The following is a 14,567-nucleotide window of genomic DNA, read 5'->3' on the forward strand; positions in this document are numbered from 1 at the left end:
CCTGCACCAGACCCTCGGCTACTCAACACCCACCGAACGACTCATCAAACTCACACTCGCCGCCTAAAATGAAACCGAGGACCCCGTCCGAAAAGACCGGGTCACCCCACAGCATCTTGGAGTCGGAAATGGCCGGGAGTCGATTTTGGCGTCTAGACGGGGAAGGTGAACGTTATCGAGCTGAGGCGATCGAACGAATTCGAAGCCTACTGCCGGAGGTTCTCAACCTTCACTTGACGCAGACGGCCGCTGTTCTGAACAAGATAACGACCCTCTTGAGTATTATCGACAACCGGTAGGGGTGACCGCGTCGCCCGCAGAAGTTGTAATGACGAGACACCAATCAACCGTGTGCGTGACGACCGTGAATACACTGGCGGCCTCGCGCGGGCCGCCTTGTTATCGGCCGCTATACGGACTCGTCGCGGTTAGGTGAGACCGAGATCGGGTAAGAACGATTCGGCGGCCTGCTCGGGGTGGTGGATGTATACGGGTGAGCCCCGATCACACGTCGGTCGATTGCTTGCGAAGCTCTGTATCGGTTCACCACGCGAAGGGAATGTCGCACTCTCGAATTTCTACGTGGTCCCAAGGACCGCCACCGCCGGTCGTGAGGAGACTTCTGGTGAACCTGAACAAACAGGGAACGTACGCATCGTTCAATATCGTCGTTGCGTTGACTGGTTGAAACTGCCAGACGTGCTGAAGTTGAAACCTCGCAACTCAGGCGTCCCGCAAGTGGGACGTTGTCCGCAACCTCTGCCTCAGCCACAACTCGCTCCCGTACCCATACCCGCTCCGCGGCTCGGCGCGTCAGGACCTTCCCTGCCACGTCTAGCAGGTCCCTCATGAGCTCGCCGATTGCAGACATTCCCCGGGGGCCGGTGCGCCGGGTTCGGCCGTGAATGATGGCGTACCGGGTGCGGAACACGGGTGCCTCAATTTGAAATTGAGGGTCGTAGGAGATCACCACGTTGAATGGCGCGGCCCTCTCCTGTTGTCCAGTGAGAGGAAGACGACACATTTACTGTTTCATACCGGGTGCGTGTGGGTGGCGCGGCGGACGCCGGTGGCGAGGCCTTCCGTCCCGGCAGGCAGGATCGTCCTCAGACGCTGGGCGACTCCGAGTTCAGTGAAGGGGGGGGTGTAGAGCCGGATCATTTGGGGCTGATTGACGGCGAGGAGGTCGCCGCGGCGGGGCCGGTCGTAGCTGATGAACGCGTCCTGGGTGCCGACCTGGGCCAACGCTTGCCGACCTGGACTCTGGAAGCGGGGGCTTGCCGCTCGGACTTGATGCGCGCACGTTTATGCACCGTTTATTGGGTCGAGACCTGGTTAGTTGCTGCCAAAGTCACGCGGATGGAACAGTCCGAGCGGGACGACCGGGACGACCGGATTCAGCTTGGAATGCTCAAGCGTGCCCTGGCTGTGATGGGGCGACGTCCCCGCGTGGAGGTCGTCAACATTCGTCGTGAAGAAAGGGTGACGATGGAACTGCATCGCGCTCTCGCCAACAGGCTCAGGACCGATCCGAAGGCTGTGCTTGATGTGGTGCCGGACAACCTCGATCGCCTTCGGGCTGGGCTCCGTTCCCCGATCCGGCAGAAGTGGGTGGATCGTTGGGCCGAGCGTGTGGATAGTCCCGTGGACCTACTCATCCTGGGCATGCTCGCGGACACTCCGGAAGGGCGGGAACTCCGACAGAACTCGCCGTTCGCTGGCGCTCTCACTCAGGGCGAGCGGGTCGCAGCAATCGAGCGAGTTAACCAAGAATGAAACGCAGGGAGCTCGAGGAGACGATCCGGCAAGCGACCAGGGCCACTGAGCGACGCGAGGTACTCGTTGTCGGCAGCCAGGCCATCCTCGGTTCCTATGATGATGCGCAGCTGCCCGAACGGGCCACGCACTCTGAAGAGGTTAACATTGCACCGATCGCAGACGCTGCGGATTACACCCTGGCTACGCTCATCGACGCCAAGCTGGGGGAGTGGTCACAGTTTCACATGGACCACGGCTTCTACGTGGAGGGTGTCAACGTCACGACCGCGGTGCTCTCGAATGGCTGGGAGACCCGCACCGTTCAGCTGGCATCAGACGGTCCCAACGGCGCACTGGCCCGTTGCCTCGATCCACACGACCTGTGTACCGCGACGCTGGTTCGTGGTGACGAAAAGGACCTGGAGTTTGTGGATGCGCTAGTCGAAGCCGGGCTCATCGATCCCGTCCCTCTCGTGCGGATCTGCAAGAACCTCTCAGTCACCGATACCCGACGCAACATTGCGATCCAGCGCGCAGGCCTTCCTCCGTGGATAGTTCGTCGTCGACCGTGGTCATGAAGCAAGGAGGGGCCAATCCGCCACCGAAAACGAAAAGCCATATTCCGGACGGATGACGCTCATGCTGCTGTGATCGCTTCGCGCAGTTGTTCCAGCGTCGGTGCGCCGGCGAACCCGGCTGGGGTCGCATAGATGCGGCAGGCGAGTCCCACTGCGGCCATCGGGTCAGGGAAGAGGTCCCGTTTGTTGACCAGGAGGCTCGGGGATCCCCGGAAGCCGATCGTCTCCGCGTCCTCCACGCTCTTGATCAGCTGCCGGTGAACGATGAGGCCGGGGTTTTCTGCTGCGATTACCGCGAGCAGCTCTGCCGCGATCGTCCAGTTCGGGCATCCGTCGAGGTACTGCAGTGTGATTTCCATATGTTCACGGTAAACGTTGCACCACGCTGCAGGGTCAAGTGGTGGAATGTAAGGATGCAGAGCAGGGACCTTGCCAGTGTGAGCGGCGTGACCGCACAGACCATCAGGTTTAATAAGCGACGCGGCCTGTTGCCCCCCGCCGCGCGTGATCGGAACGGCTACCGCCGATACGACGAAGTGGCGCTCTCTCGCCTGCAGTTCATCCGTTCCGCCCAGACGGCCGCCCTGACGCTGACCGAAATTAGCAGCATCATCACGTTCGACAAGCAGGTGACGTGCCCTGTGAGCACGTCTCCAGCCTCCTCGTCACCAAACTTGAGGACGTGCACCGTCGGCAAAGAGAACTCGTGCTCCTCTAGACAGAGCTGCACCACTTGCTCAGCGCAAGCAAGGATCTCGACCCGGCCGACTGCGAAGCAGGCAGCGTCTGCCACATCATCGCGCAGGGTCAGTCCGAGAATTCGCGCCGGCATGGCGTGGATCGAATGTGACGCTCTCCATCCGACGAGGCCGGTTCGGCGGAGCGCTCGGACTTGGTGCGCGCGTTTATGCACCGTCTATTGTGTCGAGATCGGCCTAGGGGGGTCGAGGTCAATGCTCGGCTCGCTACCCCGGCGGGCGATACAGTTACGATCACAGCTCGCAACTCCGGGGGTCTTGGTGAGGCCGTCGTGGTCGACACGGGAGTGGGCCTGGCCGAGAAAGACACAGAGCGTGGCTTCGCGCGGTTCAATCGTGCCAGGACAGCACCGCTGCTCCGCAGGATCCAGGTCACGCCCAACCCGGCCGCCCGCGAGAAGGCGCGTGCGCACAGTGCGTTGATGGCGACGCTGACGCTGGATATGGGGCATGGAAGTGGCGACGCGCAGGTCCGCCTGTGCCGAAGCCGCAGCGTCGTTGACCCCGTCACCGGCCATCGCAACACGCGTCGTCAAACGTCAGCCGTGGTGGTTCCGGTTCGTAGGCGTACTAGCCGTTGTAACGTTTAGCGACTAAACTACTTGGCATGACAGTAATTGCTATATTTGGCGCGACCGGCAGGACCGGGCGTCGCGTGCTGACGCGCGCTCTAGCCGCGGGATTTGATGTGCGGGCTCTGGTGCGTGATCCGGCCAAGCTCGCAACGACGTCGCCGGCTCTGACGGTTATTCGCGGTGACGTGTTGGATTTGTCTGCTGTGGATCAGACGGTGGCGGGCTCAGACTCCGTGCTCAGCCTGTTCGGGCAGGTGAAAGGTTCGCCGCCGACGCTCCAGGCCGAGGGCACGCAGCTGATCGTGGACGCCATGGGGCGGCACGACGTGAAACGGATCGTCACCCTGTCCGGCGGCGGCCTATCCGCTCCACTAGACCGACCTGGTCCCTCCGACCGCATCATCAGGTTCTTGCTAAAGACCCTGTCCGGGCATGTCCTCGCCGACGCAGAGCAGCACCTGCGGGTGCTCAAGGCGTCCAGGCTGGAGTGGACGGTGGTTCGTGGTCCGCGGCTGACCGAGAAACCGGGCACAGTCACGTATCGGGTGGGGTGGGTGGGTGTTGATGCCAGCACCCAGATCAGTCGAGATGATCTCGCAGACTTCATCCTCACCCAGGTCAAGGACCGCACCTTCATCGGGCAGATGCCGTTCATCAGCGCGTGACTCAATCACGACCCGTGCTTTCATCTCACCGGGCGAGTCAGGTGGGGGAGGTGTTGGCGGCCGTCGTTCGGCTGTCACGATCGCTGGCGAACCCGCGGTCAACTCCGTTCGGCAGCACGGTCCTTACCCGCACCCAGCTGGATGTTCTCTTCGTCCTCGCTCACGCGCCGGACTCTGTAACACCAGGTAAGCTCGCCGCACTGTTGCAGGTCACCCCGGGTGCCGTCACTCAGCTGGTAGACCAGCTACGTGAGCATGACCTGGTGGAGCAGTTCGCTTCTGACCAGGACGGACGGGTGCGGCTCCTTCGGCTCACCAGCTCCGCGCGCTCCCAGGTGGAGGCCTTCGAGGCCGTCGCCATTCAACGCTCCGCGCCATGGTTTGACACTCTGACAGACGACGCACTGACCAACCTCGCTGGACTGCTCGCACAGGTGAAAGGCGGGTCCTGATGGGTGCGGCCTTTCTGACCCGCGCGACTGGAACGGTCGGCTCGGCCGTGGTGGAACACCTGCTCCGGCTCGGGCAACCCGTGATCGTAGGCATCCATCATCAACTCGATTCCGCACGGATCCCACACCCGGGACGTATCTCGGCGCCTTGATGGCTCGGGGCGGCTAGGGTTTGCTCGTGTCGTTAGGTGAAGGGTTCAGGCGGCTTTGGGCGGGCAACGCGGTCGGCAACCTGAGCGACGGCTTGATGTTCGTGGCGATACCGCTGCTGGCAACATCGTTGACGACGGATGCCATTCTCATCGCCGGCCTTGCCGTCGTGTACTCGGCTGTGCGTTTGTTGGTGGTGGTTCCGGTCGGGGTCTACGTCGATCGATTCGACCGTCGAACGATCTTGTGGATCACGAATCTCAGTCGAGCGTCGCTTGTGATCATGATGGCGGTCTTGTTCGCGATCGGCTTTGGCTCCGTTTTGCTTCTGTATGTCGTTCTCGCGGGCGTCGGAATCCTGGAGACCGCCGCGGACAACGCGGCATTGTCGATCCTGCCGTCGGTCGTTCCAGCGAACCAACTAGACCAGGCGAACAGCCGCATCTCGGCAGCTCAACTCCTTGCCGATGAATTCGCAGGTCCGCCACTGGGCGGCCTCCTGTTCGCCCTCGGGGCTGCGGTTCCAGTCTTGGCTGCCGGCGGCTTCTATGCAGCGGCCGGGTTCTTCTTCCTTGCGCTCCCGCGTCCGGGCGTCGTCCACGGCCTTCTCTCGCCTCGCCGATCCGTGTTCCGGGAAGCCGCAGACGGTGCCAGGTGGCTTCACGGACACCGGTTGTTGAGCGGCCTGGCTGTAGTCGGCGGGCTCGCGAGCGTTGCATACATGATGCCGTTTTCCGTCCTGGTGCTATACGCGCAGCAAACTCTCGGTCTTGGTCCAGCGGGGTATGGCCTGATTCTGGCGGTGTCAGCACTCGGCGGCCTTGTCGGCTCGATCATTACGGCACCACTTCGATCATGTGTGGGGTACGGATGGACGATCGTGGGCAGTCTCTTCCTCGGTGCCGCGTCCATGTTCGCGCTCGCCTTCGTCCGGATTCCTTGGCTGGCCGCGGCTCTCCTGGCCGCGTACATCCTTCACTCCGTTGTGTGGGGAATCTGCGTGAACTCGCTTCGGCAGCGCCTGGTCCCCGAGAACCTCCGAGGGCGGGTCAACGCATCGTCCAAGGTTCTTGGCCTCATCGGTCTCACCGTGGGAGCAGCCCTCGGCGGGGTCCTCGCCTCGTCGCTGTCTCTGTGCGTGCCGTTCCTGGCGAGCGGCATCCTGTTCATCTGCTGCGGCGCAATCGTTTGGTGGCTGTTTCGATCTGATCTGCAGTCAGGATCGGACTCGGACATGGCGCTAGAAGCCGCGCGCAACGATTAGCGCTGCCCGACCGTGACGCCGTCAGACGAAAACCTTGAGCGACGCGCACCGAGCGTAGTGCCGCCACGACGCCGGCGAGCGTCTATGGCCAGCTGCCCGGACACTTCGCCGAGCCCAAGCCCGCCGACGCCGCCGACGCGCTACCGAACGTCTTGGACCAGGCTCAAGCCGAGGGCTGGAGCCTTACCCGCACCCTCGAGCGTCTGCTCTCCATCGAGGTCACCGCGACGGACACCCGCCGGCTCTCCGGCCGGTTCCGGTTCGCGAACCTCCCCACCGGCGCCACCCTCTCGAGCCGGTGTTCGACGCGGTTCGGCGGGTCGGAGTGGCCTCGAGCGTCCAGGGTCACCTTCGCTGTGCTTTCGGGGTAGGTGCGGGTGGGTTCGTTGCTCTAAATCACGAGAGTGGGGTGTCGAGTGTTCGTTTGCCGCGGTACGGCCCCTCTAGGACGCTCCTGGGTCGGGGTTGAATCGGTAGCCCATGCCGGCTTCGGTGAGAAGGTACCGGGGTTCGGACGGGTGTGGTTCCAGCTTCTTCCGGAGTTGGGCGACGTAAAGGCGAAGATATCCGGTGTCGCTTGTCGGGTGAGGTCCCCACACTGCGGTCGAGAGGGTGTGTTTGCTGACGAGTTTGCCGGGGTTGCGGAGGAGCACCTCGAGGATGTGCCATTCGGTGGGTGTGAGCCGAACGGGTTCGTGGGTTCCGTCCTTGGATCGGATGACTTGTTTCGCGGAAAGGTCGACGGTGATAGAGCCGAAAACGATGACGGGTTCTTCGTCCGCGGCGGGGACCCGGCGGGTCAGAGCGCGGATTCGGGCGAGGAGTTCGTCGATGGAGAATGGTTTTGTGACGTAGTCGTCGGCTCCTCTGTCGAGCGCCTCGACTTTGTCTGCTGCTCCGGTCCGGCCGGAGACGACCAGGATGGGGACGCTGCTCCAGCCGCGGAGGGCGTCGATGACCGCAAGCCCATCGAGGCCGGGCATGCCCAGGTCGAGCATGACCAGGTCGGGGTGCTGGTCGATTGCAGAGTTGATGGCGGCTTGGCCGTCTTCGGCGGTGACAATGTCGTAGCCGCGGGCGCGGAGGGTGATGCGGAGGGCGCGGAGGATTTGGGGGTCATCGTCGGCGATCAGGATTTTCATACGGGTTCTTCGATCTGTGGGTGGGGGCCGGCGGGGAGAGTGATGACCATGGTGAGGCCTCCGCCGGGAGTGTCCTCAGCTTCCAGGGTGCCCCCCATGCCTTCGACGAAGCCTTTTGACAGAGCAAGTCCGAGCCCGAGCCCGGTCAGGTTGTCGGTGTCTCCGAGCCGTTGGAAGGGTATGAACACGTCGTCCCAACGGTCAGCAGGGATGCCCGGTCCTTGATCCGCGACTCGAATCTGCACGGCGCCGGCGAACTCGCTCCCGGCGATCCGGGTGGGGGTGCCGGGTGGGGAGAAGCGGGTAGCGTTGGCGAGAAGATTGACGATGGCTCGCTGGAGAAGTCCGGAGTCGGCGAGGACGGGCGGGAGCTCGGATGGTAGGTCAAGTTCGACTGTTGCGGGCCCCAGCCCCAACTCGTCGAGTGCGGGCAGCACGACATCCGGCACGTCCACGGAGCTGAGGGAGACGGCCAGCGCGCCGGCCTGGAGCCGGCTGACGTCGAGGAGATTGGTGACAAGTGCTGCGAGCGAGTCGAGACTCTCCCCGGCGGTCGCGAGGAGTTCGATGCGGTCGGACTCTGAGAAGTCGACGTCGGTGGCGCGCAGCCCGCTGATGGCGGTGGTGGCCGCGGCCAACGGTCTGCGGAGATCGTGGCCGACGGCCGCAAGTAGGGCGCTGCGCATTCGGTCGGCTTCGGCGAGCGGCCCGATCTTGCTGGCGGTCTGGGCGAGGTCGGTGTGTTCGAGCGCGGCATCGATCTGGATCGCGATGACGGTCAGCAAGCGGCGCTCCGAGGCTTCCAAATCGGGCCCGTAGAGTTCGAGCACCGCGCGGCTTCCGACGGGCACCGTCGTGGCGGGAGCCTCATCTGTTGTTTCACCGGCTTCGGCCAGGAGCTGCTGTCCGGCCATTAATCGAACGGCGGTGAGCCCGAAAGCTTCCTGGGTCCGGGTTACCAGGGCTTGCAGGGCGTCTTCGCCGCGAACGACGCTGCCGGCAACCGTGGCAAGGAGTTCCGATTCCGCCGCCGAGCGCTGCGCAGTGCGAGTGCGGCGAGCCGCCTGGTCGACGACGTAACTGACGAGAACCGCGTTGACGAGGTAAAGGGCAAGAGCGATGGCGTGGAGGGGGTCGGCGATGGTGATGGTGTTGGTGGGATCGACGAAGAAGAAGTCCAGGGTCAGCCCGGACAGCAGTGCGGCGAACAGTGCCGGCCACAAGCCGCCGACAAGGGCGACGACGACGACGAGGAGTTGGTAGCTGAGGACGTCGCTGGTGATGGATGCCGGCGTGCGGATGGAGACGAGTAGCCAGGTCAGGATGGGCCCGCCGATGAGTGCCAGCGAGAGGCCGACTAGGCGGCGTCGTGCCGTGAGGGCGCCGCCAAGTGGTGGGAGCGTGAACTTGCCTCCGGCTGCGGAGTGGGTGACGATGTGCACGTCGATGTCGCCGGATTCCCGCACGATGGTCGCCCCGATTCCGGGTCCGGACAGGGCTGCGGTGAGGCGGTTGCGGCGGCTGACCCCAATCACGAGTTGGGTGGCGTTCGTTGCCCTGGCGAAGTCGACCAGGGCGCGGGAGGTGTCGTTGCCGACGACTTGGTGGTAGCTGCCGCCGAGTTCCTCGACCAGGGCGCGTTGCGTCGCGAGGGCTCCGGGGTGAGGGGCGCTGAGCCCGTCCTGGTTGATCACGTGGGCGGCAATGAGTTCACCGCCGGCTGACCGTGCCGCGATCCGGGCGCCGCGCCTGATCAGGGTCTCGCCCTCCGGCCCGCCGGTCAACGCGACGACGACGCGTTCGCGTGCCGCCCATTTGCTGTCTATGCCGTGTTCGGTCCGATACGTTTTCAGCGCCGTGTCGACCTCGTCGGCGAGCCAGAGCAGGGCGAGTTCGCGGAGGGCCGTGAGGTTTCCCAGCCGGAAATAGTTCGACAGGGCCGCGTCGATCCGGGCAGACGGGTAGATGTGCCCTTCGGCGAGTCTGTCGCGCAGGGCCTGGGGCGCCAGGTCGACCACCTCGACCTGATCGGCTTTTCGGAGCACGGAATCCGGCAGGGTTTCCCGTTGGGGCACCCCCGTGATCTGCTGCACAACGTCGTTGAGGGACTCGATGTGTTGAATGTTCACCGTCGAGATCACATCAATCCCGGCATGGAGGAGTGCTTCGACATCCTGAAAGCGCTTTTCGCACAGCGACCCGGGCGCATTGGTGTGCGCGAGTTCGTCGACCAGGGCGATGTGCGGATGCCGAGCGAGCACGCCCGCCAGGTCCATTTCGGTCAACTCGACACCACGGTGTTCGACCGACACCCGGGGAACCACCTCAAGGCCATCGAGCATCACCGCGGTCGCCGCCCGTCCATGGGTTTCCACGACGGCGACGACCACATCTTTGCCCTCATCGCGGAGACGACGGCCCTCTTCCAGCATGGTGTAGGTCTTGCCGACGCCCGGTGCGGCACCGAGCAGCACCCGTAGTCGTCCCCGTTTCACTGTTCAGCCCTTCAGCCCGGCAAGCGCGATGTTCAGTTCGAGCACGTTGACCGTCGGGTCTCCCAAGTATCCCAGGACACGTCCCTGCATGTTGCTTTCGACCAGGGCGCCGACGGAGGCTTCCGGGATCCCTCGTTCCTGGGCGACTCGGCTCACCTGCAGCCTGGCGTATGCCGGGCTGATGTGGGGATCGAGCCCCGACGCGGACGCGGTGAGCGCGTCAGCGGGGATCTGTTCGGCCCTAACACCGTCTGACTCTTCGATGGCCTGCGTGCGCTCGATGACGGCTTGGATGAGATCGGGATTCTCCGGACCCCAGTTGCTGCCGCTGGACGTGGCGGCGTCATAGCCGTCGCCGGCTGCGGAGGGACGAGGTTGGAACCATTCCGGTAGTGGGGTGCCCTTCGCATCGGTGAACGACTGGCCGATCAGGGCCGACCCGACCGTTTCCGTCCCGGCCGTATCGGTCTCGATTGTGACGAGTGAGCCGTTCGCCTGGGCAGGCAGGACGAGCTGCCCGATCAGGGTGATTGTCAGCGGGTAGGCAAGACCGAGAACCGCCGTGAAGACGAGCATGGCGCGGAAGGCGACCCAGTAGCGTCGGGTGGTTGTGCGTGGTGAGCTCATGGTGTGGTTTCCGTTTTCATTGTTGTCAGGTCAGGGGTTACTCAGAAACCGGAAATCAACGCGACCACAAGGTCGACCAGTTTGATGCCGATAAAGGGGGCGATGACGCCGCCGAGGCCGTAAATGAGCAGGTTGCGGCTGAGGATGCTCGACGCGGAAGCCCGGCGGTACTTGACCCCGCGCAGAGCGAGGGGGATCAGCACGATGATGATGATCGCGTTGAAGATGATCGCGGACATGATCGCCGACGCCGGCGAGTGCAGCTGCATGATGTTCAGCACGGCGAGGCCGGGGAACACGCCCGCGAACATCGCGGGGATGATCGCGAAGTATTTGGCGACGTCGTTGGCGATCGAAAACGTGGTGAGGGCCCCGCGTGTGATGAGGAGCTGCTTGCCGATCCGCACGATGTCGATGAGCTTGGTCGGGTCTGAGTCGAGGTCGACCATGTTCCCAGCTTCCTTCGCCGCGCTCGTCCCGGTGTTCATGGCCACTCCGACGTCCGCTTGGGCCAGCGCTGGGGCATCGTTCGTGCCGTCGCCGGTCATCGCGACCAGGTTGCCGCCTTGCTGTTCGCGGCGGATGAGGGCGAGTTTGTCTTCCGGGGTGGCTTCGGCGAGGAAGTCGTCCACGCCGGCCTCCGCGGCGATGGTTTTCGCGGTGAGGGGGTTGTCGCCCGTGACCATGATGGTGCGGATGCCCATGGAGCGCAGTTCAGCGAATCGTTCGGCGATTCCCTCCTTGACGATGTCTTTGAGGTAGACCACACCAAGGATGCGGCGGGCACCGTCGGCGTCGCCAGCTGCGACGACGAGCGGGGTGCCGCCTAAGCGTGAGATCCGCTCGACCTGGTCGTCGAGGTCGGTCAGGACGGTGCCTGCGGCGCGCGCGGATTCCTCGACCCATGCGATCACGGCTGATCCGGCGCCCTTTCTGATGTAGGTCCCGTCGGGGAGGTCGATACCGCTCATCCGGGTTTGGGCAGTGAACGGAACAATCTCGCCGGCCAGTGTTCCTTCGTTGTGGAAACCGCCCTCCGAGGCGAGGTCGACGATCGATTTGCCTTCAGGGGTCGGGTCGCTCAGCGACGACAGCGCGGCCGCCCTGACCAGTTCTTCTCGGGTGACCCCGGTCAGGGGTGTGAATTCTCGTGCCTGCCGATTGCCGTAGGTGATCGTGCCGGTCTTGTCGAGCAGCAGGATGGTCACGTCCCCGGCGGCCTCGACGGCACGTCCGGACATGGCCAGCACATTGCGCTGCACGAGGCGGTCCATTCCGGCGATGCCGATCGCGGAAAGCAACGCACCGATGGTCGTGGGGATGAGACAGACCAGGAGTGCGACGAGGACGGGCACGCTCACGGCTGCAGCCGAGTAGGAGGCAATGGGATTGATCGTCAAGGTGACGACGACGAAGATGATCGAGAGGCTGGCCAGGAGGATGTTCAACGCGAGTTCGTTGGGTGTCTTCTGGCGGGCCGCGCCTTCGACCAGGGCGATCATCCGGTCGACGAAGGTTTCACCTGGTTTGCTCGTGATCCGCATCACGATGCGGTCGGAGAGCACGCGGGTGCCGCCCGTGACGGCGCTGCGGTCGCCGCCGGATTCGCGGATCACCGGTGCGGACTCACCGGTGATGGCGGATTCGTCGATCGAGGCGATGCCCGACACGATGTCTCCGTCTCCCGGGACGAGTTCGCCGGCGACGACGATGACGGTGTCCCCGAGAGTGAGCTCGGCGGAGGAGAGTTCTGTCACGACTGCCCGTTCGGCGGCGGCGTCCCCGGTGGGGTCGTAGCCCTCGACCCGGTGCGCGGTGGTGCTGGTGCGGGTCTGACGCAGACTGTCAGCCTGAGCCTTGCCTCGGCCCTCGGCTACCGACTCCGCCAGGTTGGCGAACACGACGGTCAGCCACAACCAGAACGCGATCCCCCCAGTGAAGGAGGAGGGGACCGCCGCACCGCCGGACTCGGCCGGGCCGCCCAGGAACGGTTCGACGATGGCCATCACGGTCGTCAGGACCGCACCGACTTCGACGATGAACATGACCGGGTTGCGCCACATCTGCCGGGGGTCGAGCTTCCGGAAGGCACCGGGAAGGGCGGCGACGAGTTGCCCGACGCTGATGGCGCCCTTGGCTGTGGGTCGGTGGTGCCCGCGTGCGGGCGGCCGCTCTGCGGCGGGTGTCTCGGTGAGAGTGGTCATGATGTTTACTGCAGTCCTTCCGCCAGGGGTCCTAGCGCGAGTACGGGGAAATAGGTCAGTGCGGTGATGATGATCGTGACTCCGATCAGCAGGCCGACGAATTGCGGCCGGTTCGTCGGCAGCGTGCCGGCGGTAGCCGGAACCTTGTCCTGCGCGGCGAGCGAGCCGGCCAAGGCGAGCACGAACACGATCGGCAGGAATCGGCCGAGGAGCATGGCAACGCCGAGCGCCGTGTTGAACCACGGGGTATTCGCAGTGAGCCCGGCAAAGGCGGACCCGTTGTTGTTGGCTGCGGAGGTGAAGGCGTAGAGCACTTCGGAGAGGCCGTGCAATCCGGGGTTCCAGATCGATGTGGCTTCCACGTCCGCTCGTACCGGCGGGATCGCGAAACTCAGTGCGGTGCCGGTGAGCACCAGTGTCGGCGTGATCAGGATGTAGATGCTCGCGAGCTTGATCTCCCTCGGGCCGATCTTTTTGCCCAAATATTCCGGGGTGCGCCCGACGAGGAGCCCGGCGACGAACACGGCGATCACGGCGAGGATGAGCATCCCGTAGAGACCGGAACCGGTGCCGCCGGGGGCGACTTCGCCGAGCATCATGTTCAGCATCGGCATCATTCCTCCCAGCGCCGTGTACGAATCGTGCATGGAGTTGACGGCTCCGGTCGAGGTCAGGGTCGTCGCCGAGGCGAACAGGGTCGAACCGGCGATGCCGAACCGGGTTTCCTTGCCCTCCATCGCCCCGCCCGCCAGGCCGGGCGCAGTTCCGGCACCGTTCAGTTCGAAGATCGTAACCGCGGTCAGCGAGACCACGAAGATGGTAGCCATGGTGGCGAGGATCGCGTAGCCCTGCTTCTTGTCACCGACCAACGTGCCGAAGGTGCGGGGCAGGCTGAAAGGGATGACGAGCAGGAGGAGGATCTCGAACAGGTTCGTCCAGGCGCTCGGGTTCTCGAACGGGTGCGCGGAGTTCGCGTTGAAGAAACCGCCACCGTTGGTTCCGAGCTCCTTGATGGCCTCCTGTGAGGCCGTCGGGCCGCCCGGGATGGACTGCGTCCCTCCGCTCAGAGTGGTCACGTCAGTGAAACCATTGAAGTTCTGGATCACGCCGCCGGTGAGCAGGACGACCGCCGCAACAATGGCCAGCGGCAGCAACAGGCGAAGGACACCGCGGGTGAGGTCGACCCAGAAATTGCCGATCGTACCCGTGCGGCGCAGGACGAATCCGCGCACGAGGGCGATCGCGACGGCAATGCCCACGGCGGCCGAGACGAAGTTCTGCACGGCTAGGCCGGCGATCTGAACCGAGTAACCCATCGTGACGTCGGGGGAGTAGGACTGCCAGTTCGTGTTGGTCACAAAAGACACGGCCGTGTTGAAGGACAGCCCTTCGGGGATCGCGGGGAAGCCGAGCGAGTATGGCAGCACAGTTTGGGCGCGCTGGATCGCGTAGACGAAGAACACCCCGACTGCCGAGGATGCGAGCACGCTGTGCAGGTAGGACTGCCACGACTGATCGGACCGGGCATCCACCCCGATCAGCCGGTAGAACTCCCGCTCGACCTGGAGGTCACGCGTGGTGGTGTAAATCGTCGCCATGTAGTCACCCAGCGGCCGGTGCAACGCGGCCAGAATGGCCACGAGGGTCAGGACCTGAAGAATCGCAAGCCAAACGTCCATCAGAACCGCTCCGGCTTCACGAGGGCGAGCACCAGGTAGCCGACCGAGGCGACGGCCAGGACCGCAGCCACGATGTCGAACACGATCACAGCTTTTCCACCCCCCACGCCACGACGCCGATCAGAGCAAAAACGGCGACGACGCCGAGAATATAGACAATGTCCAACACAAAAAACTCCATCCATAAGCCGACAATTCATCCGGTCAGCGCGGTGTTCCC

At 64.2% G+C, this 14,567-nt stretch carries 14 protein-coding genes; 7 read left to right on the forward strand and 7 right to left on the reverse strand.

What is annotated here, in order from left to right; translation table 11 throughout:
- The first annotated feature begins 1,161 nt into the window (after nt 1-1,161).
- Nucleotides 1,162-1,776, forward strand: coding sequence for a hypothetical protein (locus tag E3T28_RS06595; protein ID WP_166786948.1), 615 nt, complete (start codon nt 1,162-1,164; stop codon nt 1,774-1,776).
- A complete protein-coding gene (locus E3T28_RS06600; RefSeq protein ID WP_134429097.1) occupies nt 1,773-2,336 on the forward strand; it encodes a DUF6036 family nucleotidyltransferase in 564 nt (187 codons plus the stop codon). Before E3T28_RS06595 ends, E3T28_RS06600 begins: the two co-directional genes overlap by 4 nt.
- A 59-nt stretch (nt 2,337-2,395) precedes the next feature.
- Here E3T28_RS06600 and E3T28_RS06605 read toward each other — a convergent pair whose 3' ends face one another.
- Nucleotides 2,396-2,695: a thioredoxin family protein gene (locus E3T28_RS06605; protein WP_134429099.1), complete on the reverse strand. Its 300-nt coding sequence runs from the start codon at nt 2,693-2,695 to the stop codon at nt 2,396-2,398.
- A gap of 54 nt (nt 2,696-2,749) precedes the next feature.
- Between E3T28_RS06605 and E3T28_RS17310 the strand changes: the two genes are divergently transcribed.
- The 5 genes from E3T28_RS17310 to E3T28_RS17315 all read left to right on the forward strand — a co-directional run bounded on the left by E3T28_RS17310 (nt 2,750) and on the right by E3T28_RS17315 (nt 6,571).
- On the forward strand, nt 2,750-3,517 hold the full coding sequence (locus tag E3T28_RS17310) for a MerR family transcriptional regulator (protein ID WP_241979206.1): 768 nt from the start codon (nt 2,750-2,752) through the stop codon (nt 3,515-3,517).
- Nucleotides 3,518-3,701: 184 nt separating this feature from the next.
- Nucleotides 3,702-4,334: an NAD(P)-dependent oxidoreductase gene (locus tag E3T28_RS06615; RefSeq protein ID WP_134429101.1), complete on the forward strand. Its 633-nt coding sequence runs from the start codon at nt 3,702-3,704 to the stop codon at nt 4,332-4,334.
- A gap of 14 nt (nt 4,335-4,348) precedes the next feature.
- Nucleotides 4,349-4,786: a MarR family winged helix-turn-helix transcriptional regulator gene (locus E3T28_RS06620; RefSeq protein ID WP_166786949.1), complete on the forward strand. Its 438-nt coding sequence runs from the start codon at nt 4,349-4,351 to the stop codon at nt 4,784-4,786.
- 178 nt (nt 4,787-4,964) lie between these two features.
- A complete protein-coding gene (locus tag E3T28_RS06625; RefSeq protein ID WP_134429105.1) occupies nt 4,965-6,200 on the forward strand; it encodes an MFS transporter in 1,236 nt (411 codons plus the stop codon).
- Nucleotides 6,201-6,352: 152 nt separating this feature from the next.
- Nucleotides 6,353-6,571: an ATP-binding protein gene (locus tag E3T28_RS17315; RefSeq protein ID WP_241979207.1), complete on the forward strand. Its 219-nt coding sequence runs from the start codon at nt 6,353-6,355 to the stop codon at nt 6,569-6,571.
- Between the two features lie 72 nt (nt 6,572-6,643).
- Here the strand turns inward: E3T28_RS17315 and E3T28_RS06635 are convergent, their stop codons facing one another.
- Genes E3T28_RS06635 through kdpF form a run of 6 tightly spaced genes read right to left on the reverse strand, consistent with a single transcriptional unit; the run spans nt 6,644 to nt 14,436 of the window.
- The gene (locus E3T28_RS06635; protein WP_134429107.1) at nt 6,644-7,342 is read right to left on the reverse strand and encodes a response regulator; all 699 of its coding nucleotides are present in this window, start codon (nt 7,340-7,342) and stop codon (nt 6,644-6,646) included.
- Entirely contained in the window at nt 7,339-9,837 is a 2,499-nt protein-coding gene (locus tag E3T28_RS06640; RefSeq protein ID WP_134429109.1) for a DUF4118 domain-containing protein, read from the reverse strand. Before E3T28_RS06640 ends, E3T28_RS06635 begins: the two co-directional genes overlap by 4 nt.
- A 3-nt stretch (nt 9,838-9,840) precedes the next feature.
- A complete protein-coding gene (gene kdpC, locus E3T28_RS06645; RefSeq protein WP_134429111.1) occupies nt 9,841-10,464 on the reverse strand; it encodes a potassium-transporting ATPase subunit KdpC in 624 nt (207 codons plus the stop codon).
- Between the two features lie 41 nt (nt 10,465-10,505).
- On the reverse strand, nt 10,506-12,668 hold the full coding sequence (kdpB, locus tag E3T28_RS06650) for a potassium-transporting ATPase subunit KdpB (RefSeq protein ID WP_134429113.1): 2,163 nt from the start codon (nt 12,666-12,668) through the stop codon (nt 10,506-10,508).
- A gap of 5 nt (nt 12,669-12,673) precedes the next feature.
- Nucleotides 12,674-14,347: a potassium-transporting ATPase subunit KdpA gene (kdpA, locus tag E3T28_RS06655; RefSeq protein WP_134429115.1), complete on the reverse strand. Its 1,674-nt coding sequence runs from the start codon at nt 14,345-14,347 to the stop codon at nt 12,674-12,676.
- Entirely contained in the window at nt 14,347-14,436 is a 90-nt protein-coding gene (gene kdpF / locus E3T28_RS06660) for a K(+)-transporting ATPase subunit F (protein ID WP_134429117.1), read from the reverse strand. Before kdpF ends, kdpA begins: the two co-directional genes overlap by 1 nt.
- Nucleotides 14,437-14,567: the final 131 nt, after the last annotated feature.

It is taken from the genome of Cryobacterium sinapicolor, from assembly GCF_004403465.1.
In the GTDB taxonomy this organism is placed as follows: Bacteria; Actinomycetota; Actinomycetes; order Actinomycetales; family Microbacteriaceae; genus Cryobacterium; species Cryobacterium sinapicolor.